This is a genomic window from Paraburkholderia sp. (genome assembly GCF_050742655.1).
Taxonomy (GTDB): Bacteria; Pseudomonadota; Gammaproteobacteria; order Burkholderiales; family Burkholderiaceae; genus Paraburkholderia.
In genome coordinates, this window is record NZ_JBOIGG010000014.1 from 15,729 (window position 1) to 32,785 (window position 17,057).

General features: G+C 63.3%; 20 protein-coding genes. 10 read left to right on the forward strand and 10 right to left on the reverse strand.

Going from position 1 to position 17,057, the window contains the following annotated elements:
* Positions 1–16: 16 nt before the first annotated feature.
* The 3 genes from ACREXZ_RS19630 to ACREXZ_RS19640 all read right to left on the reverse strand — a co-directional run bounded on the left by ACREXZ_RS19630 (position 17) and on the right by ACREXZ_RS19640 (position 1,426).
* Complete coding sequence (locus tag ACREXZ_RS19630; protein ID WP_431765783.1) at positions 17–409, reverse strand: hypothetical protein; 393 nt, start codon at positions 407–409, stop codon at positions 17–19.
* Positions 410–525: 116 nt separating this feature from the next.
* Positions 526–912, reverse strand: coding sequence for a hypothetical protein (locus tag ACREXZ_RS19635; RefSeq protein ID WP_431765784.1), 387 nt, complete (start codon positions 910–912; stop codon positions 526–528).
* Between the two features lie 238 nt (positions 913–1,150).
* Positions 1,151–1,426, reverse strand: a complete 276-nt coding sequence (locus ACREXZ_RS19640) for a hypothetical protein (RefSeq protein WP_431765785.1) — start codon at positions 1,424–1,426, stop codon at positions 1,151–1,153.
* A 276-nt stretch (positions 1,427–1,702) separates the two neighbouring features.
* Here ACREXZ_RS19640 and ACREXZ_RS19645 point away from each other — a divergent pair, with 276 nt between their 5' ends.
* From ACREXZ_RS19645 to ACREXZ_RS19655, 3 genes are all read left to right on the forward strand, one after another.
* The gene (locus ACREXZ_RS19645; RefSeq protein ID WP_431765931.1) at positions 1,703–2,455 is read left to right on the forward strand and encodes a COG4705 family protein; all 753 of its coding nucleotides are present in this window, start codon (positions 1,703–1,705) and stop codon (positions 2,453–2,455) included.
* Positions 2,456–2,501: 46 nt separating this feature from the next.
* Complete coding sequence (locus ACREXZ_RS19650) at positions 2,502–2,933, forward strand: histidine kinase (protein WP_431765786.1); 432 nt, start codon at positions 2,502–2,504, stop codon at positions 2,931–2,933.
* A 452-nt stretch (positions 2,934–3,385) separates the two neighbouring features.
* The gene (locus ACREXZ_RS19655) at positions 3,386–4,603 is read left to right on the forward strand and encodes a helix-turn-helix domain-containing protein (protein ID WP_431765932.1); all 1,218 of its coding nucleotides are present in this window, start codon (positions 3,386–3,388) and stop codon (positions 4,601–4,603) included.
* A gap of 48 nt (positions 4,604–4,651) precedes the next feature.
* On the opposite strand, the gene ACREXZ_RS19660 is transcribed toward ACREXZ_RS19655, so the two are convergent.
* The 4 genes from ACREXZ_RS19660 to ACREXZ_RS19675 form a co-directional block, all read right to left on the reverse strand.
* Positions 4,652–5,977, reverse strand: coding sequence for an MFS transporter (locus tag ACREXZ_RS19660; RefSeq protein WP_431765787.1), 1,326 nt, complete (start codon positions 5,975–5,977; stop codon positions 4,652–4,654).
* A 139-nt stretch (positions 5,978–6,116) separates the two neighbouring features.
* Positions 6,117–8,330, reverse strand: a complete 2,214-nt coding sequence (locus tag ACREXZ_RS19665; protein ID WP_431765788.1) for a molybdopterin cofactor-binding domain-containing protein — start codon at positions 8,328–8,330, stop codon at positions 6,117–6,119.
* Between the two features lie 2 nt (positions 8,331–8,332).
* Positions 8,333–8,794 carry a (2Fe-2S)-binding protein gene (locus ACREXZ_RS19670; protein ID WP_431765933.1) on the reverse strand — a complete coding sequence of 154 codons (462 nt, stop codon included), beginning with the start codon at positions 8,792–8,794 and terminating at the stop codon, positions 8,333–8,335.
* 268 nt (positions 8,795–9,062) lie between these two features.
* A complete protein-coding gene (locus tag ACREXZ_RS19675; RefSeq protein ID WP_431765789.1) occupies positions 9,063–9,569 on the reverse strand; it encodes a Fur family transcriptional regulator in 507 nt (168 codons plus the stop codon).
* 285 nt (positions 9,570–9,854) lie between these two features.
* Here ACREXZ_RS19675 and ACREXZ_RS19680 point away from each other — a divergent pair, with 285 nt between their 5' ends.
* The 7 genes from ACREXZ_RS19680 to ACREXZ_RS19710 all read left to right on the forward strand — a co-directional run bounded on the left by ACREXZ_RS19680 (position 9,855) and on the right by ACREXZ_RS19710 (position 14,895).
* The gene (locus tag ACREXZ_RS19680; RefSeq protein WP_431765790.1) at positions 9,855–10,736 is read left to right on the forward strand and encodes an RNA polymerase sigma-70 factor; all 882 of its coding nucleotides are present in this window, start codon (positions 9,855–9,857) and stop codon (positions 10,734–10,736) included.
* Between the two features lie 163 nt (positions 10,737–10,899).
* The gene (locus ACREXZ_RS19685; protein WP_431765791.1) at positions 10,900–11,379 is read left to right on the forward strand and encodes a carboxymuconolactone decarboxylase family protein; all 480 of its coding nucleotides are present in this window, start codon (positions 10,900–10,902) and stop codon (positions 11,377–11,379) included.
* 68 nt (positions 11,380–11,447) lie between these two features.
* On the forward strand, positions 11,448–11,864 hold the full coding sequence (locus ACREXZ_RS19690; protein WP_431765792.1) for a cupin domain-containing protein: 417 nt from the start codon (positions 11,448–11,450) through the stop codon (positions 11,862–11,864).
* An 86-nt stretch (positions 11,865–11,950) separates the two neighbouring features.
* Positions 11,951–12,997 carry a LysR substrate-binding domain-containing protein gene (locus ACREXZ_RS19695; protein WP_431765793.1) on the forward strand — a complete coding sequence of 349 codons (1,047 nt, stop codon included), beginning with the start codon at positions 11,951–11,953 and terminating at the stop codon, positions 12,995–12,997.
* A 129-nt stretch (positions 12,998–13,126) separates the two neighbouring features.
* Positions 13,127–13,882 carry an SDR family oxidoreductase gene (locus tag ACREXZ_RS19700; RefSeq protein ID WP_431765794.1) on the forward strand — a complete coding sequence of 252 codons (756 nt, stop codon included), beginning with the start codon at positions 13,127–13,129 and terminating at the stop codon, positions 13,880–13,882.
* A 21-nt stretch (positions 13,883–13,903) separates the two neighbouring features.
* Positions 13,904–14,419 (forward strand): Ohr family peroxiredoxin, encoded by a 516-nt coding sequence (locus ACREXZ_RS19705; RefSeq protein ID WP_431765795.1) that lies wholly within the window; start codon positions 13,904–13,906, stop codon positions 14,417–14,419.
* 104 nt (positions 14,420–14,523) lie between these two features.
* Positions 14,524–14,895, forward strand: coding sequence for a DUF3331 domain-containing protein (locus ACREXZ_RS19710; protein WP_431765934.1), 372 nt, complete (start codon positions 14,524–14,526; stop codon positions 14,893–14,895).
* A gap of 1 nt (position 14,896) precedes the next feature.
* On the opposite strand, the gene ACREXZ_RS19715 is transcribed toward ACREXZ_RS19710, so the two are convergent.
* From ACREXZ_RS19715 to ACREXZ_RS19725, 3 genes are all read right to left on the reverse strand, one after another.
* Entirely contained in the window at positions 14,897–15,256 is a 360-nt protein-coding gene (locus ACREXZ_RS19715) for a hypothetical protein (RefSeq protein ID WP_431765796.1), read from the reverse strand.
* A gap of 104 nt (positions 15,257–15,360) precedes the next feature.
* Entirely contained in the window at positions 15,361–16,413 is a 1,053-nt protein-coding gene (locus ACREXZ_RS19720; RefSeq protein WP_431765797.1) for an SEL1-like repeat protein, read from the reverse strand.
* Positions 16,414–16,760: 347 nt separating this feature from the next.
* Positions 16,761–17,048 (reverse strand): PAAR domain-containing protein, encoded by a 288-nt coding sequence (locus ACREXZ_RS19725; protein WP_431765798.1) that lies wholly within the window; start codon positions 17,046–17,048, stop codon positions 16,761–16,763.
* Positions 17,049–17,057: the final 9 nt, after the last annotated feature.

Genomic DNA, 17,057 nt, shown 5'->3' on the forward strand with positions numbered 1-17,057 from the left:
TGTCACGTGTGCACGGTTACGACCGCTCGAACATTCCAGCGCGGTTAGCCGCGATGAAACCGTCGCGCCTGTCGCGACTGTCGTCAGACTTGCCTGCGCGGTTCGCGTCCGGTCTTCGTGCGATGGGTGCCAAAGGTGTTGCGGGAACGCCGTAGTCGACCGTCAGCGTCACCGTCGAATAGCGTTGTGCGGGATGAAATCCGCGCGACGTCTGCGGCGCATAGCGGCCCGACGAAAAGCCCTGCCGTGTCGTGCCGTCCTGTGCCTGCCATGCTTCGCACAGCAGATCGTGAAAGGAGTCCTTGAACAGTTCGACGCATTCGCCCGATGAACGCATGCTGGCGTCCAGCATGTCGGGCGGTTGCGCGAGACGGTTCGTGAGTAGCCATGCCGCGAACAGATTGCGCATCGTATCAACCTCCTGCAGTGAAACTCGACATGCGAGCACTCACGATAGCGGGAATGGTCGGCGGATGAGTTACCGCTGTGTTACTCGCGCTTACCGTAAGCGCAGCACAGGCCGCGCTAGTTCATCAGCGTGCCGGCATCGGGTGCAATACTGGATGCGATGTCGAATCGACTCGACAGGGCCTTGACCAGATGCGATGCACTGGGTGGAGGAAGCACGAACGCGGTCCAGCCGACGCCGCCATGGCGCAGCAGCAGCACCGGCCCCGCGAACAGCGGCGAGCGGTCGACGTGCCAGCACGGGTCCACCTCGAGCGGATAGTTCTGCGCGCGGACCGGCTCCAGCGGATGCGCCGGCTTCATCGTGCTGCGCAACTGGACAAGCTTCGCGATCAGTGCGTCGACGTCGTCGACGCGCAATAACGACGACTCGTTGTCGATCGAAAAGCGAACGGCGGTCGCGCCCGATTCGTCGACGAGTTCCATAGCCATGGTGTGATACATGAGCAAACCTTAGCAACCAGATGTGGGAGGGACACGATGCGGCGCGGGCTCGATTGCCCGGCTGAACGATGGGGTAAAACCATCATAGGGCAGTTTCTGCGCGGTTTTGTTGCCCGATGTTTACGTCGTGTTAAAGGGCAAACAAAGGGCAAATCCGCGTGTGAATCGCACCCCATCGGCATGGCCGCCGCCAGTCCGGCGCGGCGACCATGCTTTCCTCTTCCCCTGCTTGTGCTCATCAGCCGTTTGCTTTGGCCGCGGCCTCCTTTGTCATCAGGCGCTGCGCCTGCTGGTCGCCACCGCGTGCTTCCTGCGCGGTCTGCACGGACGTTTCGGTGAGTTCCGCCAGCGCCGCACGCGCCGCGCCGCTGATGCTTACCGTGTACGACGCGTGCGGCGAAGTCGAACCGGACGACGACGACTTGCTGCTCGTCGACGAAGCGGGCGCGGGGGCCGGAGCCGGCGGCGTTGCCGCCGCTTGCGCCGCGTGCTGGCCGATAGCCGAAATACTCATGGGTCTCTCCTTTTAAAAAAATAAAGGTGCTGCAGTCGGTCTATCGGCTGCCGGTATCGAGTGCTTGAACACTATATTTTTTTCTTTCCAGATATTTCTTAAGGTTCCGTTAAGCGTTGAGAGCGGCCCCCGACATAACGTTCCTCTTCATTTCCTCGTAAGCAATTCATAAGGAATCTGCCTGCATATTGGCGTCGAAATCCGGCGCCTGCCGGTATGCATGACTACGGATGGGAGAGACACTTGACCGACACCGCGAACTATTCCGCTGCGCTCATGCGCAACAAGGTCCCGGAAGCAACCCTCGTCTTCTGGGCGATCAAGATCATGGCAACCACCGTCGGCGAGACGGGTGCCGACTACCTGGCCGTGCACGTCGGCCTCGGCACTGCGGTGACGGGTGCTGCGATGTCCGTGCTGTTGCTGGTCGCGCTGACGGCGCAGCTTCGCGCTCGCGCTTACGTACCATGGCTCTACTGGCTGACCGTCGTGCTCGTCAGCGTGGTCGGCACGCAGGTCACCGATGCACTGACCGACGGTCTCGGCGTCAGCCTCTATGTGAGCACCGCCGTATTCGCCGTCGCGCTCGCGTGCACGTTTGCGCTCTGGTATCGAACCGAGCGAACGCTGTCCATCCACACGATCTTCACGACGCGTCGCGAGCTCTTCTACTGGGCCGCAATCCTGCTGACGTTCGCGCTCGGCACCGCGGCCGGCGATCTCGCGACCGAAGCGCTGGGGCTCGGCTTCACCTTCGGTGTGCTCGCATTCGCCGCGCTGATCGCACTGGTAACCGCCGCCTATTCCGCAGGCGCCAATGCGGTGCTGACGTTCTGGATCGCCTACATCCTGACGCGTCCGCTCGGCGCTTCGCTCGGCGACCTGCTTTCGCAGGCGCGCGATTACGGCGGCATGGGTCTCGGCACGATCCGCACGAGCGCGCTGTTTCTCGCGGTCATTGTCGTGCTGGTCGCGTGGTCGAGCGTCACGGAGCAACGCACCGTACGCATCACCCGCATCCGCGAGTAACGGTGCCGGCACGCTTCATCGTTCACACTCACTCAGGAGATCACTCGTGAATCAACGCAGGTTGAACCAGACGGTCATCGCATCGCTCATCGCGATCTCGGCGATCGGTCTCGCACACGTTTCGCCCGGCACGATCGGCATCGCTACCGCACAAGCGGCACAGGCGGCGCAGACCGCAGCCGCGTCGAAGCTCGGCGACCTGTCGCCGTTTCGCAAAGTCGCGACCGATACCGCGGCACTCGTCGACAAGGGCGACCTCGCCGGAGGCAAGGCGCGCATCAAGGATCTCGAGGTCGCATGGGACGACGCGGAACCGTCGTTGAAACCGCGCGCGGCAGCGGACTGGCACACGGTCGACAAGGCGATCGACCGCGCGCTCGCCGCACTGCGCGCCGCCACGCCCGATCAGGCAGCCTGCAGGCAAACGCTCGCCGGGCTGATCGCGACGCTCGACAAGGTAAGCGGCAAGGCAGCGTGACGACCCAACCCGCGACAACGTGCGTTTCTACGCGGCCGATCTCGCGCAGGCTACGCGCTGGAACGACACTGTCACCGGATGCGATGCGGGTTCGCGCGCCGGTGTCCGGGGTGGGTTTCGTTGATGGTGTAGATCGCGCGGCGCGGCCGGCCGATGCGGCAACGCCGATCCCGTATGACCACCGGCTCGAGCACGGAGACGCTGTCATTGCTCCGACAACGTATCGAATGCTCAAGCCGGGGTCGCGCCGGGCATTGCACCAGGCGTACAACGCGTGGTTTCTCTCAGGTCCTGCACCGATCGATTTATAGTCCGGCCAGTCCGGTCGGCAGCGGCACTGACTGTGTTCGAAGGCCGGGTCGTGTCGTCTTCCTGATCCGCGTCGATGAACTGCATCCGACGGGACCGCGACTTTCAGACCGGGTGGCGCCTCGTTTCGGGGAATTGTGCCCATGCCGGACCGGGCTGTCTTGACCGTGCGTCTCAGTTTTTGGGACACGACAGGGGGCATTGCGCGGATGGCCGCCATGTCTCCGATTTCGTCTGAATATAGATTTCGCTATATCAGGTTTGTTTTTGGGGATTCCGTTCGCGTTCGCTTATCCGATAAAATCGGCGCCGCGGTTGCTTCACGATGTGCCGCGGCGGAAACCGACAGCATGACCTACCACGCTACCCCTGCTGATTCAGGCCCTCTGCAGAAAGAGGGCATGGTCCACAGCCACTTCGACGTTGAGGCCCTCGCGCCGCACCAGCAACTGCTGGCATGGCGAGACCGGGTCGGCCATGTCATCGACGTTCTGCCCACCCGCTCCGCACTGGAGATGCCGTTCAACGCATCGATCGACCGCTATGGCGTCGGCGAATTCGTTTTTACCGATTGCCGCTCCGACACGATGCTGCTCGATCGGTCGCTCGCCCGCATCTCGACGGACAGCATTCGCGACTTCGTGTTCCACGTGTTCCTCGAAGGCGACGTCGACGACGTGTCGGTCCGCTCGTCTCCGCGCGCGGGCGGCACGGGTGCGGCCACCTTTCTCGCGCTCGACATGGGGCAGCCCGTCCGGATGCGGCGCAATGCCTGCCGCGTGCTCACGTTCTTCGTGCCGGGCGCACTGGCGGCGCAAGTGTTTCCCGATCCGGAAGCGCTGCACGGCCGGACGATGCGCGACGAAACACCGCTCACGCGCCTGATCCTCGAACACGTGACGGCGCTCGGCGGGAATGTCGCGGACATGGACGCCGACGCGGCGCGAAGCGCGATCCGCGCGGCCGCTGAACTGCTCGTCGCGGCATTCGGCAAGCAGGCCGGCCTCGACGGCAGTGTGCGCGCGGCGGCCCGTGCGGCGATGTTCGGCCACGTGCGGCGGCACATCCAGGCCAACCTTCGCAATCCGGATCTCTCGCCCGAAAACATCGTGGATTCGCTGCGACTTTCGCGCCCCAGCGTATACCGGCTGTTCCAGCACGAAGGCGGACTCGGCGCCTATATCCGGCACCTCAGATTGCGGCAGGCGGTCGACGAACTCGCCCGCTGCCGGCATCTCACGGTGACGGAGATCGCGTACGGACTCGGCTTCACGAGCTCGTCCGATTTCACGCGCGCATTCCGGCGCTCGTACGGCATGGCGCCGCGCGACTTTCGCGAGGTGGCCGCGGCGCGGGCGTGAGAAGCGTCCCTCACTGCGCCATGCATTCGCGCATGGACAGTCGAAGCGCTACCCGCGATGAGCCCGCTCCCGGAACAGCACGAACGCGCAGAAGCTCGTCGCGCACGCCAGCGCCACGTACCAGGCCGCGGATAATGGGTTGCCCGTCCATTTGATCAGCGCGGTGACGACGAACTGCGCCGTGCCGCCGAACAGCGCGACCGCGACGGCCATCGACGTCGCGAGGCCGCTCGCGCGCACCCGCGCCGGGAGCGCCTCCAGAACAAGCAGCAGGTTCACGCTCGTGCCGAGCGCCACCAGCACGCAGATCGCTCCGACACCCAGCAGCAGCGGCAGCGTGCCCTGCGCGCGGGTGATCATCATGAAGACCGGAACCACGAACAGCGCGGTCGCACCCGAGGTCGCGAGCACCAGCGGTTTGCGGCGCCGCAGCCGGTCCGCGAGCAGGCCCGACACCGGCGACACAATCGCCAGCAGCAGCGCCGACAACGCAGCCGAGCGGAACCCGACGGCGGCCGGCAGATGCATCACACGCATCAGGTAGCTCGGCATGTAGTAGACGACGACGTAGACCGTGACCGTGTGCCAGATCATCGTGAGCGTGGCGAGAATCAGCGTCGAGCGATGGTCGCGCCAGAGTTCGACGAGCGGCGCGCGATGGCGTACGTGGGTCGCGCCAGTCGCGTGGGTCGCGGCGGGCAGCGGGATCTCCCGAAGCTGGCGTCGCACGTAGATTGCAAGCGGCGCGACCAACAGACCGACGATGAACGGAATACGCCAGCCCCACGACGCGAGGTTCGCCGGCGACAGCGTGCTGGTCAGGAGCACGCCGAGCATCGCCCCAAGCAACGCCGCGCTCGCCTGGCCAGCCAGTTGCCAACTGACCCGGAAACCGCGGCGTAACACGGGCCCCGCTTCCAGCAGATAGCTGGCCCCCGCGCCCAGCTCACCGCCCGCCGCAAAGCCCTGCACGGCCCGCGCAAGTACGACGATCACAGGCGCGGCCAGACCGATCGCGCTGAACGGCGGACAGAAGCCAATCGCCGCGGTGCCGAGCGCCATCAGCCAGCAGGTCGTCGTCATCGCGGTCCGGCGGCCGACGCGATCCGCGTACGCGCCGATCGATATCGCGCCGAGCGGACGCATGAAAAAGCCGACACCGAAGGTGCCGGCTGCGAGCAGCAACGACGTCATCGGATCGGTCGACGGGAAAAACTGTTCGCCGATCGTGGCCGCGAAAAATCCGAATATCGTGAAATCGAAAATCTCGAGGCCGCCGACGAGCGCCGTCGCGACGATGACTTTGGAGAGCCGCTGGGTGGTTGGTGGATCGATGTCGATCCGTTCGTGTGTCGGGTTGGGTGTGGTCTGCACTGAGGGTCCTGTTTTCGTGGGCCGCGGGTGTTGGCCGGGCCACGTGAAATGGTACAGGACGTGTGCTGCAGGCGATGTCGAAATCGGGCCGAAGACGACAGACAGGTCCGTCGTCTTCGGCTACTCCGTCAGACGTGCGTCAGGCGCTCTTCTCCCCCGCAGCCGGGAACGGCAGCGTGTGAATCCGCTTGCCGGTGGCCGCGAAGATCGCATTCGCGACCGCCGGTCCGACCGGCGCGACACCCGGCTCGCCGACGCCGGTCGGTGCTTCGCCCGACTGCACGATGTGCACCTCGACCTTCGGCATCTCCGCCATCCGCAGCACCTGGTAGGTGTCGAAGTTGTTCTGCTCGACCTTGCCGTCCTTCAGCGTGATCGCGCTGTGCAACGCAGCCCCGAGGCCGAAGCCGATGCCGCCTTCCATCTGCGCGGCGATCACATCGGGATTGATCGGCGTGCCGCAATCCACCGCACAGACGACGCGCTCCACCTTCACGGTGCCGTCCTTGTCGACCGACACTTCCGCGACCTGCGCGACGAACGTCTTGAACGCCTCGGCGACCGCGATGCCGCGCCCGCGACCTTGCGGCAACGGTTTGGCCGGGTCCCAGCCCGCCTTCTGCGCGGCGAGTTCGAGCACGGCCTGCATGCGCGGTTCGTGTGCGAGCAGATCGCGACGGAACACGAACGGGTCCTTGCCCGCCGCGTGCGCGGCTTCGTCGATGAATGCCTCGACCGCGAACGCCGTATGCGAGCTACCGACGACCCGCCACCACAGCACGGGCACACCCGTCTGCGTGGTCGTCAGTTCGACCGAGACGTTTGGAATCGCGTAGGCCACGTTCGCGGCCCCCTCAACCGATGTCCCGTCGACCCCGTTCTTGACCATCACGGGCGCGAATGCCGTGCCGGCCATGATCGACTGGCCGACGATCCGGTGCCGCCAGCCGACCAGCTTGCCGTCAGCAGTGAGGCCTGCGTCGAGCTTGTGGAAATACATCGGCCGGTAGAGGCCGCCGTGGATGTCGTCCTCGCGGGTCCACTGCAGCTTGACCGGGGTGCCGTTCGCGCCCAGCGCCTTCGCGATCGACACGGCCTCGACGATGTAGTCCGAGCGCATGTTCGCGCGCCGCCCGAAGCTGCCGCCCGCATACAGCGTGTGAATCTTCACCTGCTGCGGATCGAGCCCGGCCGTGTGCGCGGCGTTGCCCTGGTCGACGGTCTGGAACTGGTCGCCCGCCCAGATTTCGCAGCTGTCGGCGGTGAGCTTGACGACGGCGTCGAGCGGTTCCATCGGCGCGTGAGCCAGATACGGGAACGCGTAGGTGGCCGAGATCTTCTTCGCCGCGCCCGCGAGTGCCTGCGTCGCGTCGCCGTCCTTGCGCGCGGATGCGCCGGGCTGTTCGGCGAGCTGCCGGTACTCGGCCATGATCGCGTCGGAGCTGCGCTTCTCGGCCTTCGAATCGTCCCAGTCGATCTTCAGCGCGTCGCGGCCCTGCTTCGCCGCCCAGAAACCCTTCGCGACCACTGCGACGCCGCCCGGCACCTGCACGACCGAGACGACACCGGGCACCGCTTTCGCCGCCGATGCATCGAACGATTTGACCGTCGCGCCGAACAGCGGCGGCCGCTGCAGCAGCGCGACCAGCATGCCGGGGAACGTCATGTCGAGCGTGAACTGCGCGGTGCCGTTGGTCTTCGGCGGCACGTCGACGCGCGGTAAGTGCTGCTGGCCGATCAGACGAAAATCCTTCGGCGACTTCAGCGTGACCTTGTCCGGCACCGGCAGCTTCGCGGCAGCCGACGCGAGCGAGCCGTACGTCGCGCTCCGGTTGGTGGCCGCGTGATGCACGCTGCCGTCGCGTGTGGTCAGATCGGCGGCGGGCACCTGCCATTGCGCGGCCGCTGCGGAGACCAGCATCGCGCGCGCTTTCGCGCCGGCTTCGCGCAACTGCATCCACGAGTTCGCCATCGCCGAACTGCCGCCCGTGCCCTGGATCGTCCCGAACGCGAGATTCGCGTAGCGCTTCGCATCGGCGGGCGCGCTTTCGACGCGCACGTCCTGCCAGTTTGCATCGAGCTCCTCGGCGACGATCGTCGCGATGCCCGTGTACGCACCCTGGCCCATCTCGACGTGCTTCGCGATGACCGTGACACTGTTGTCGGGCGCGACGCGCAGGAACGCATTGGGCGCGAACGTCGCATCGGGCAATGTAGCGGCGAGCGCGCGGCGGCCCGAGCCGGTCCACTCGAAGCCGATGGTGAGGCCGACGGCCGCAACGGCGCCGGCTGCTTTAAGGAAAGTCCGGCGGGAAGGACGCACCGCACCCGTGAGATCGAGATCGGTCGTCATGGTCAGGCCTTCAGGGTGGCAGCGGCTTCGTGGATGGCCGCGCGAATGCGGGTATAGGTCGCACAGCGGCAGAGATTGCCGTTCATCGCGGCGTCGATGTCGGCGTCGGTGGGCGTTGCGTTGTGTTCGAGCAAAGCAGTCGCGGACATGATCTGCCCGGATTGACAGTACCCGCACTGTGGAACCTGCAGCTTGACCCATGCGGCCTGAATCGCTTTCGCGGGACGGCTCTCGATGCCTTCGATGGTCGTGACGTGCTTGCCCGCGACGGCGGCAATCGGCAGCACGCACGAACGGGTGGCCGTGCCTTCGAAATGAACCGTGCAGGCGCCGCATTGCGCCATACCGCAGCCGAACTTCGTGCCGTGCAGGCCAACGTTCTCGCGGATCGCCCAGAGCAGCGGCGTGGTGGGATCGGCATCGACCGTGACGTTCTTGCCGTTGAGAACAAACGATATGGACATGGAACCTCTCCGTGGGGAAAGCCCGGACTTGATGCCGGGTGTACGCGCGAGTGTGCCCGATCGTCTGCGATTGCGCTTACCTGATCCTGCGAGATTCTTGAACGATCCTGCAAATCTGCTTTGGGTTTTGGTGCGGTGCGGCGGGTCGGCGCCGTGAATGGAATTCAGCGCGTCGTTGCGACGCAGCGAAGAGGTGGGATGGAAGTAGCGGCAGACCCGCTGCGCCTGACTCGACGATCGCAGGCTGCGGATTCGATGCGTCAACGGGTCAACGTGGCTTGTTCCCGGGCTCGGGCATCGAAGCGGGTTGGTGACGCAGCACGGGCTTCTCGGGTAACGCGGTTTTCGTGGACATGTCGCGATCCCGGCAGGCTGCGCATAGACCGAAGAGCATCACTCGCGGGTCCGACACCGAGAACTTCAGTCCGGCGGCAACCTCTTTCAGGCGCGCGTCGATCTCCGCGTCGGCAAACTCCTCGATGCTGCCGCACGCGTTGCACATCACGTGATAGTGCCGGCGCCCGTCATTCAGTTCGTACACGAGGCTGCCGTCGCCGATAACGACGGCCGACCCCAGCCCTGCCTCGACGAATTGCCCGAGGACACGGTAGATGGTCGACAGGCTCATGTTGCGTTCGTCGCTGGCGAGGCTCCGGTAGACCTGCTCCGCGCTGAAGTGCTCGTGAGCGTGCGCGCGAAGAAACCCCAGAACCTTGATGCGCGGCGACGTCGGCCGCAAACCGGCGTGCTCCAGCAACTTGTGAAAGTCGTCCATGAAATCGATCTTGAAAAGCCCTGGCGCGACGGCACCCCAAGCGTCCGGACATGATCCTGGAACGCGAATCGACCAATATCCGATGTCTATGCTTAAGGGATACTTAACCGCGCCATTCGCGTGTCGCTGCGGGTGAACGAAGATGCTGGGTCGGTTACGATAGCCTTTCGAGGTTTAGCCTCGCATGAAGCCCGGGTTGACGTTCCCGCTCGTCGTCACGCGAGTGGGTCAGGGTCGTCACGTCAAACTAGCGCTAGCGCTAGAAACACAGGAGGAAGTCCGTTCATGGATGACGCTGCGCATGCGTTCCACCGGCTCCGGCCGCGATTGCAGAAGATCGCGTACCGCATGCTGGGGTCCGTCGCCGAAGCCGAGGATATCGTGCAGGACGCGTGGTTGCGCTGGCATGCGACGGCCCGCGACAGCATCGACAACACGGAAGCGTGGCTCGTCGCGGTCACCACGCGGATTTCCATCGACCGCTTGCGCGCGGCAAAAATTCAACGCGAGTACTATGCTGGCATCTGGCTGCCCGAGCCCCAGGTAACCGAGTCTCCCGCCACGCCCGAGGAGGTCGCAGAGCGCACCGACGACGTTTCCCTCGCCTTTCTAATCCTGCTCGAACGACTCACGCCGGAAGCGCGGGCCGCGTTCCTGCTACGCGAAGTCTTCGATGCGGACTACGCCGAAGTCGCCGAAATCCTCGGCAAGACGGAAGCGGCATGCCGTCAGTTGGTCAGTCGCGCGAAGGTGCAGCTCCGCGATGAGCACCCGCGCCAGATCGTGCCGCACGACACGCATCTGCGACTGCTGCAAAGCTTCGCGCACGCACTCGAACGCGGCGACTTCCCGGCCATCAACGCCTTCCTCGCGGAAGACGCGACACTGATCGGCGATGGCGGCGGCAAAGTCACGAGCTTCCCGAAGCCGATGGTCGGCGGTCGGCGCATTGCGCAGCTTTTCTATGCGGCATCGCGACGTTACGGCAGCGAAGTCGGCACCAGGCTCGTGGCGCTCAACGGCGAGTGGGCGCTGCTGCGGTTCATCGAAGGCAAACTCGAATCGGCGCTTTGCATCGAAACGGACGGCAAACGCATTCTCCGTATTTACGTGCAGCGTAATCCGGACAAGCTGGTGCGCATCGCGGCTGTCCACGCTCACGGCTGAGCGCTGGTCGTGCCATCGATTGGTGCTGGTTGAGCAACACCGTGAGCCGGTCCGACCGCCTACCGCGCTCCGTCTCCCCCTCCTAAGATTCGTTCGTATGACCCATGTCCGCGGGCCGCACCTGCCGGGCATGGGCGTTCGCCCCTCATCGCCAGGAGAAATCATGACGCAACGTCTCAACTACATTCAGCAGTCACCGGCACTGTTCAAGAAGTACCTCGAATTCAGCAACCTGCTGAAGGACAGCGCGATCGAAGAAACGACCCGCGATCTTGTGTCTATCCGTGCATCGCAGATCAACGGCTGCGGCTTCTGCGTCGACATGCACGTGAAGGAAGCGCGTATTCATGGCGAGCGCGAACTGCGCATCTACCATCTGCCGGTGTGGCGCGAGTCGACGCTTTTCTCGCCTCGCGAACGCGCCGCGCTCGCATGGACCGAGGTGCTGACGAAGCTTCCCGAACACGGCGTGTCCGACGATATGTACGAAAACGTCCGCGCCCAGTTCTCCGAAAAGGAACTGTCGGACCTGACGTACGACGTGATGTCCATCAACGGATGGAACCGCGCGAACATCGCGTTCCGGACCGTGCCGGGTTCTGCTGACAAGACATTCGGTCTCGACAAGGCCAACCTCGTCTGAGCGAGGTTATTTGCGGTCCACATTTTTTTCCGCATGCGCGGACCGCATCATCCAGGAAAACCATCGCCATGTTTCGCTTGAAGAATGCCGTGCTGGCCGCGGTCACTGCTGTCGTCGCGGTAAGTGCACCGACCGGCGCCGCTTACGCCGTGGCGCCCACCGCCATCGTCACACCGTTGATGACGAAAGCCCTCGCAGACTACCCGGGCAAGGAAGCGTTGATGATCACCGTCGAGTACCCGCCCGGTGCCGTCGATCCCGTGCATCGGCATCATGCGCACGTGCTCGTCTATGTGCTGGAAGGATCGATCGTGATGCAGGTCAAGGGCGGCAAGGAAGTCACGCTGACGCCGGGGCAGACCTTCTACGAAGGTCCGAACGATATTCATACGGTCGGGCGTAACGCGAGCCAGACACAGCCGGCAAAGTTCGTCGTGCTGCTGCTGAAGGACAGGGGCGCGCCGGTTCTCATGCCAGAGAAGTAAGCCCGGCCGCGGGGAATGGCGGGCGATGTCACAACCCGGAGCGCCGGTTCGTCTAGTCGTGTATGGCCCCCACGACTCGCGCTCTCATGTCAGATCAATCGTTTCCGCGCCCCATCGCCGACGCCGATGACCCGCTCGCAAGCAGTTTTGCGACCAGTTACGCCGGCGTCGTTTCCTTCCTCACGGTTGCCAATGAAGGCAGCTTTGCCCGTGCGGCCGATCGCCTCGGCATCGGCCGCTCGTCGGTGAGCCGGCACGTGCAAAAGCTCGAGGCACAGCTCGACGCACGGCTGTTCCTGCGCACGACGCGCAACACCACGCTGACGCGCGAAGGCGAACTGTTCTACGAGAACTGCCAGCCGGGCATCGAGCGCATCGCCCAGGCGGTGGAAGACATGCGCGAACTGCGCAACGGACCGCCGCGCGGCCATCTGCGAATCTCGTCGACGCCCGGCTTCGGCCGCAAGATCATCGCACCGCTGCTGCGTGGTTTCTACGCACGCTATCCCGAGATCACGGTGGAATTGCTACTAAGCGATCGCCCCGCCGACTTCACGCTCGACCGCATCGACGTGTCGTTCCGCGACGGCCGGATGGAAGACAGCGGGATCGTCGCGCGGCAGCTGATTCCGATGCAGATGATCGTCTGCGCGTCGCCCGCGTATGCACGGCTTCACGGGTTGCCGCGTCACGTCGATGAACTCGCGAAGCATCGCTGCATCAATTTCCGTTCGGCGTCGAACCGCATTCAGGAGTGGGAATTCAAGGTCGACGGCCACACACAGCGATGCCAGCCGTTCGCGCAGCACACGTTCAACGACGCCGACCTGATGCTGCAGGCCGTGCTCGACGGACTGGGAATCGCGCAGTTACCCGCCTACCAGGTGTGCGATCTGCTCGACGACGGGAAGTTGATCTGCTGCCTCACACAACACGCGCCCGAAGACGGCGGTCATTACCTCTGCTACCTCAGTCGCAAGCAGCTTCCTGCGCGCATCCGCGTGTTCATCGACTACATGACCGAACACACGAGAGCACTCGATCTGCAATGCCCGGCGACTTTATCGACCTTGGAATATGGACACGCACTGAATGGCGACTCGCCGATTGATGCACTCGACGCAACACGGTAATTCTTTGGCGCGCCTACCGCACGACGTAGCGCATGTCTACGATGTTTGCTGCACAAAAGCCGGTGAATTTCCGGCGCTTCGAAACAATCAATCGCGGCTCCGCGGCCGCACACACATCTGGAGAAAATCATGAAGATCGTCGTAATCGGCGGTACCGGACTCATCGGCAGCAAAGTCGTCAAGCACCTTCGCGCGCGCGGTCACGATGTCGTCGCGGCGTCGCCGGCATCGGGCGTCAATACGATCACCGGCGAAGGGTTGAACGAAGCGCTGGCCGGCGCGAACGTCGTGGTCGATCTGGCCAATTCGCCATCGTTCGAAGATGCCGCCGTGCTCGAGTTCTTCCAGACCGCCGGCAAGAATCTGTTCGCCGCGGAGGTAGCCGCAGGCGTGCAGCATCACGTCGCGCTGTCGATCGTCGGTTGCGACCGCCTCCCGGAGTGCGGCTATTTCCAGGGCAAAGTCGTTCAGGAAAAGCTGATCCGCGAATCGGGCGTGCCGTACACGATCGTTCGATCGACGCAGTTCCTCGAATTTCTCGGCGGTATTGCTCAGGCGGGCAGCGCTGGTCGGACCGTGCGACTGTCGCCTGCGCTTTTTCAACCGATCGCCTCAGACGATGTCGGGCTTGCGGTCGCGGATTTTGCGGCGGGCGAACCGCGTAACGGCATCGTCGAGATCGCGGGTCCGGAGCGCGTGCGGCTCGCCGACATCGTGCAACGTTTCATGGGAGCGACTCACGATTTGCGCGAGGTCGTCGTGGACAAGCACGCGCGGTATTTCGGCGCGGAGCTGCAGGACAGTTCGCTCGTCCCTGATGGCAACGCACGTCTCGGCGCCATCAACTACGACGCCTGGTTCGCCAGCACGCAAGCCGCGAAGTAAGCGCATCACCGGCAATACACGATGACCCTGCTTCATCCCCCGCCGCTCGCACTGCTCGACAGCTATCGTGGACGAGATTCGAAGACGCTGTATTCGACCACCGTCACCGTGACGGGCGGAGACGCGGGTCACGGACGCGCGTCGGGCGTTGCGCGTTCCGACGACGGCGAACTCGCGATCGATTTGCGCATGCCCGCGGCGATGGACGGGCCCGGCGGTGGGACCAATCCGGAGCAACTGTTCGCGGCGGGCTACGCCGCCTGTTTTCATGGGGCGCTCTGTCTGCTTGCAGCACGGTTGGGCATTGCGGTTCACGGTGCTTCGGTCGAGGTCACCGTCGATTTCGGGCGTGACCCGATGGATGGGTTGTTCATGCTGACTGCGCGCACCTGCATCCGCATGCCTGGTGTCGAACGGGCTGTCGCGGAAGAACTGGTCCGCCATACTGAGCGGTTTTGTCCGTATACCAAGATGGCGCGGCGGGGGATTGAGAACGTCGTTGTGCTCGTGCCGATGGACGGTGAAGATCGAACATGAAACGGGGCGATCCGTGGAGGCAGATCATGGACTGCTTGCGTGGACGTGAGTCCGATGTGGTCCGTGATTCGCGTGAGTACCGGTCGCGGCTCTCGTTGAGCGCGATGGCGAATGTTTCGTCGATTACCCGCATCGAATGGGCGACGCCGGGCACGATCCTCATTTCATGGAGCGATTCGACGCTCGGTCGGTATCAGGATCAGCTCTGGCGCGCGGGCTTCGCGCATGCGTCTAGCGTGTGCGGGTTGACAGGTGCGACGGTGCGGCGTGGCGATGCGGTTTTCCGGCCGGTTGCTCGGGTGCGGGACAGGCCGGTGAATGTGTCTGATGTGATTCTGGCGGAGGGGTTGTGGCGGAGGGGTTGTGGCGGAGGGGTTGTGGCGGGAGTGGGATGTTGCTGGGGATTCGTGGCAGTGTGGCGCTTGACTGGTTGTTGTCTGCGTCACGTCGTTTTTTGCCCGGCAAAACCGGCTTGAACTATGAAGTGGATTTGCCCTCGCCCAGCTTCGGCCGATTAAACGCGAGAACCAGCGCGACCGCAGCCGCTGCGAGGAAAACGAAACTGAGTGCCCAGGCCGCGGTTTCGACGGAATCCGATATACCGGGGGATCCATTGCCGCCACTGGCACCAGCGACGCTTGCCATGGTGACCAGTAAGCCCAGAAGCGGAGCGGCAACAAGATATGCCAACGCTGAAAGCAGTAGTCGACGGCGAGACAGGAAAGCCCAGATATCTTGTGAGTTCCGCTTCATTGCCGCAACCTTGATGGGGAGGTACGCCATCGAAAAAACACTGTAAAGCCAGACACCCAGAAAACACAGCGCGATGAGTTGCATGTGCAGTTCCTTGTGAAGATGTTGGGTGAATTGAGATGCTGCTCGTGTCTGACAAGCAAGTGCAGTGTGTCGCTCGCTGTTCAGGAAATGTCGGCGTTCAGTCGCTAGTCATTTCGCGATGTCTTGATTGATGAAGCAGTCAGAGGCAAGCCCGTTGCGGGATCGAGGTCTTTTGCTTTCGCTAGCTGGTCGATGAGTTCCTCGGACGGCTTCTGCGGCGGTACTGCCGCGTCCCGTTCCCTCTGCCACTGGAAGGTGCCGTCCCACGGCGGGAGTTTCGCGGGAGGCAATGGTACGATCTTGTCGATGTCTGGAACCTTGGGGTTGCGACCATCGTTGGCGCGCAGGAATTCCTGAATCGCGCGATAGCGCCGTGAACGCTCAGGATCGTTAGAGAGTGCGAGGTAGTACAGGCCGTCAGTTGACGGCGGTGCCTTAAACCCATTACCCAAATAAGACACCGACGTCGTATCGCCCGCTTTCACTCCCTCCTGGAAAGCCTCAACGGCATCGGGAAAAAGTGAGTCGTTCTGCAAGTAGATTCCTAATTCTCCCGCTGCTTCACCGAAGCCTTGATCTGTAGCGCACTGGCGCATCTGTTTCGCAATATCCGGAGCCTTGTCGTGTGGCGCAAGTTGTTCAGCGACGTAAGTCTGTGCTTCCGGGTTACCGAGATCAGCCGCCTTGCGGAAATAGCGTAACGCAGTCTCACTATCCTGCTTCAGGCCATAACCCGCTTCCAGATAGTGACCGATATCATAGTAGCCGCCAGGCACGCCCTGCTCAACTAGCTGTGCAGCAAGTGTGATCGTCTCCTTTGGGGAATCGGGCGAATCCGCGAGCCCCTGTGAGATCAGGAGTTGCGCGTTATGATTGGCCTTGTAGTGGCCATACGCTGCCGCAATCCGGTAGTAACGGACAATCTCGTTGAAGTCCTTGGGGTCGTCCTTCTTCTGCAGATACCGCGCGTACTGGAAGAGCTGGTCCGCCTTTGGGTCGAGCGCCGGAAGATGATCTGCCTCATGTGTGCAGGTGAACGCAAGATTGGCGCGCACCGCGCTCATGTCAGGTAACGAAGAGGCTACCGTATTTTTCTTCGACGTACAGGCAGAGAAGAGAACCAGTACGAGCGGAACAAGCAAGCCTGCTTTCGTCATCGACCAGTCCAGGTAACCACAAGACCTTGGAGATCCGTAGAAAATCAACAGGTGAGGCGCGAGGTCGTCAAGTACTTCCTCCGGCTACCGGCGTTGTGCGTGAGAATTTTCTCCCGCTGTTCGGGCAGGTCGACCGGTTTCTCGCGTTCGATCTCCTGCTTGTCAGGCGAAACGCTCTGGCATTTGCACGCCAGGTACATCGAAGACTGAAACCACAAACGAATCATGTCGGTTGATCGGATCGCCTTCTGAATCGCGTCGTATACCAGACCGAGTAACTCGTCGCCATTCACTAGATCGAGCAAGCCGAACGGGCAGCGCGCCCATTCGGTCTGATTGCGTAAAGATCAAGCTTCGACCGACATCACCTGCTGCGACGCGATGAGTTTCGGAGGTGGATTGCATTTGCAGATGCACAGGTCGTCGTTCAGCGCAGCGGGCCGCCCGTCCGGTCCGGTCATCGGCAAACGGGGGCCGACGCATTTAATCTTGCCCGTCGAGTTGCAGGCCGGGCACACGACATCATCGCCCTCATGTGCAACGTGCCTGCTGCTGAGTTCGAGGGTCGTGGGCTTCGCGTGGACGATCCCGGATGCGGTCGTCAGGTCGCCATCCAGTATCAGATATCGTGTCATTGTGTGGTC

What these genes read in the sequence shown, in the direction of transcription:
- ACREXZ_RS19630 (WP_431765783.1), bottom strand. Translation starts at nt 409, where the DNA reads ATGCGCAATCTGTTCGCGGCATGGCTACTCACGAACCGTCTCGCGCAA.
- ACREXZ_RS19635 (WP_431765784.1), bottom strand. Translation starts at nt 912, where the DNA reads ATGTATCACACCATGGCTATGGAACTCGTCGACGAATCGGGCGCGACC.
- ACREXZ_RS19640 (WP_431765785.1), bottom strand. Translation starts at nt 1,426, where the DNA reads ATGAGTATTTCGGCTATCGGCCAGCACGCGGCGCAAGCGGCGGCAACG.
- ACREXZ_RS19645 (WP_431765931.1), top strand. Translation starts at nt 1,703, where the DNA reads ATGCGCAACAAGGTCCCGGAAGCAACCCTCGTCTTCTGGGCGATCAAG.
- ACREXZ_RS19655 (WP_431765932.1), top strand. Translation starts at nt 3,386, where the DNA reads ATGCCGGACCGGGCTGTCTTGACCGTGCGTCTCAGTTTTTGGGACACG.
- ACREXZ_RS19665 (WP_431765788.1), bottom strand. Translation starts at nt 8,330, where the DNA reads ATGACGACCGATCTCGATCTCACGGGTGCGGTGCGTCCTTCCCGCCGG.
- ACREXZ_RS19670 (WP_431765933.1), bottom strand. Translation starts at nt 8,794, where the DNA reads ATGTCCATATCGTTTGTTCTCAACGGCAAGAACGTCACGGTCGATGCC.
- ACREXZ_RS19675 (WP_431765789.1), bottom strand. Translation starts at nt 9,569, where the DNA reads ATGGACGACTTTCACAAGTTGCTGGAGCACGCCGGTTTGCGGCCGACG.
- ACREXZ_RS19680 (WP_431765790.1), top strand. Translation starts at nt 9,855, where the DNA reads ATGGATGACGCTGCGCATGCGTTCCACCGGCTCCGGCCGCGATTGCAG.
- ACREXZ_RS19685 (WP_431765791.1), top strand. Translation starts at nt 10,900, where the DNA reads ATGACGCAACGTCTCAACTACATTCAGCAGTCACCGGCACTGTTCAAG.
- ACREXZ_RS19690 (WP_431765792.1), top strand. Translation starts at nt 11,448, where the DNA reads ATGTTTCGCTTGAAGAATGCCGTGCTGGCCGCGGTCACTGCTGTCGTC.
- ACREXZ_RS19695 (WP_431765793.1), top strand. Translation starts at nt 11,951, where the DNA reads ATGTCAGATCAATCGTTTCCGCGCCCCATCGCCGACGCCGATGACCCG.
- ACREXZ_RS19700 (WP_431765794.1), top strand. Translation starts at nt 13,127, where the DNA reads ATGAAGATCGTCGTAATCGGCGGTACCGGACTCATCGGCAGCAAAGTC.
- ACREXZ_RS19705 (WP_431765795.1), top strand. Translation starts at nt 13,904, where the DNA reads ATGACCCTGCTTCATCCCCCGCCGCTCGCACTGCTCGACAGCTATCGT.
- ACREXZ_RS19710 (WP_431765934.1), top strand. Translation starts at nt 14,524, where the DNA reads ATGGCGAATGTTTCGTCGATTACCCGCATCGAATGGGCGACGCCGGGC.
- ACREXZ_RS19715 (WP_431765796.1), bottom strand. Translation starts at nt 15,256, where the DNA reads ATGCAACTCATCGCGCTGTGTTTTCTGGGTGTCTGGCTTTACAGTGTT.
- ACREXZ_RS19720 (WP_431765797.1), bottom strand. Translation starts at nt 16,413, where the DNA reads ATGACGAAAGCAGGCTTGCTTGTTCCGCTCGTACTGGTTCTCTTCTCT.
- ACREXZ_RS19725 (WP_431765798.1), bottom strand. Translation starts at nt 17,048, where the DNA reads ATGACACGATATCTGATACTGGATGGCGACCTGACGACCGCATCCGGG.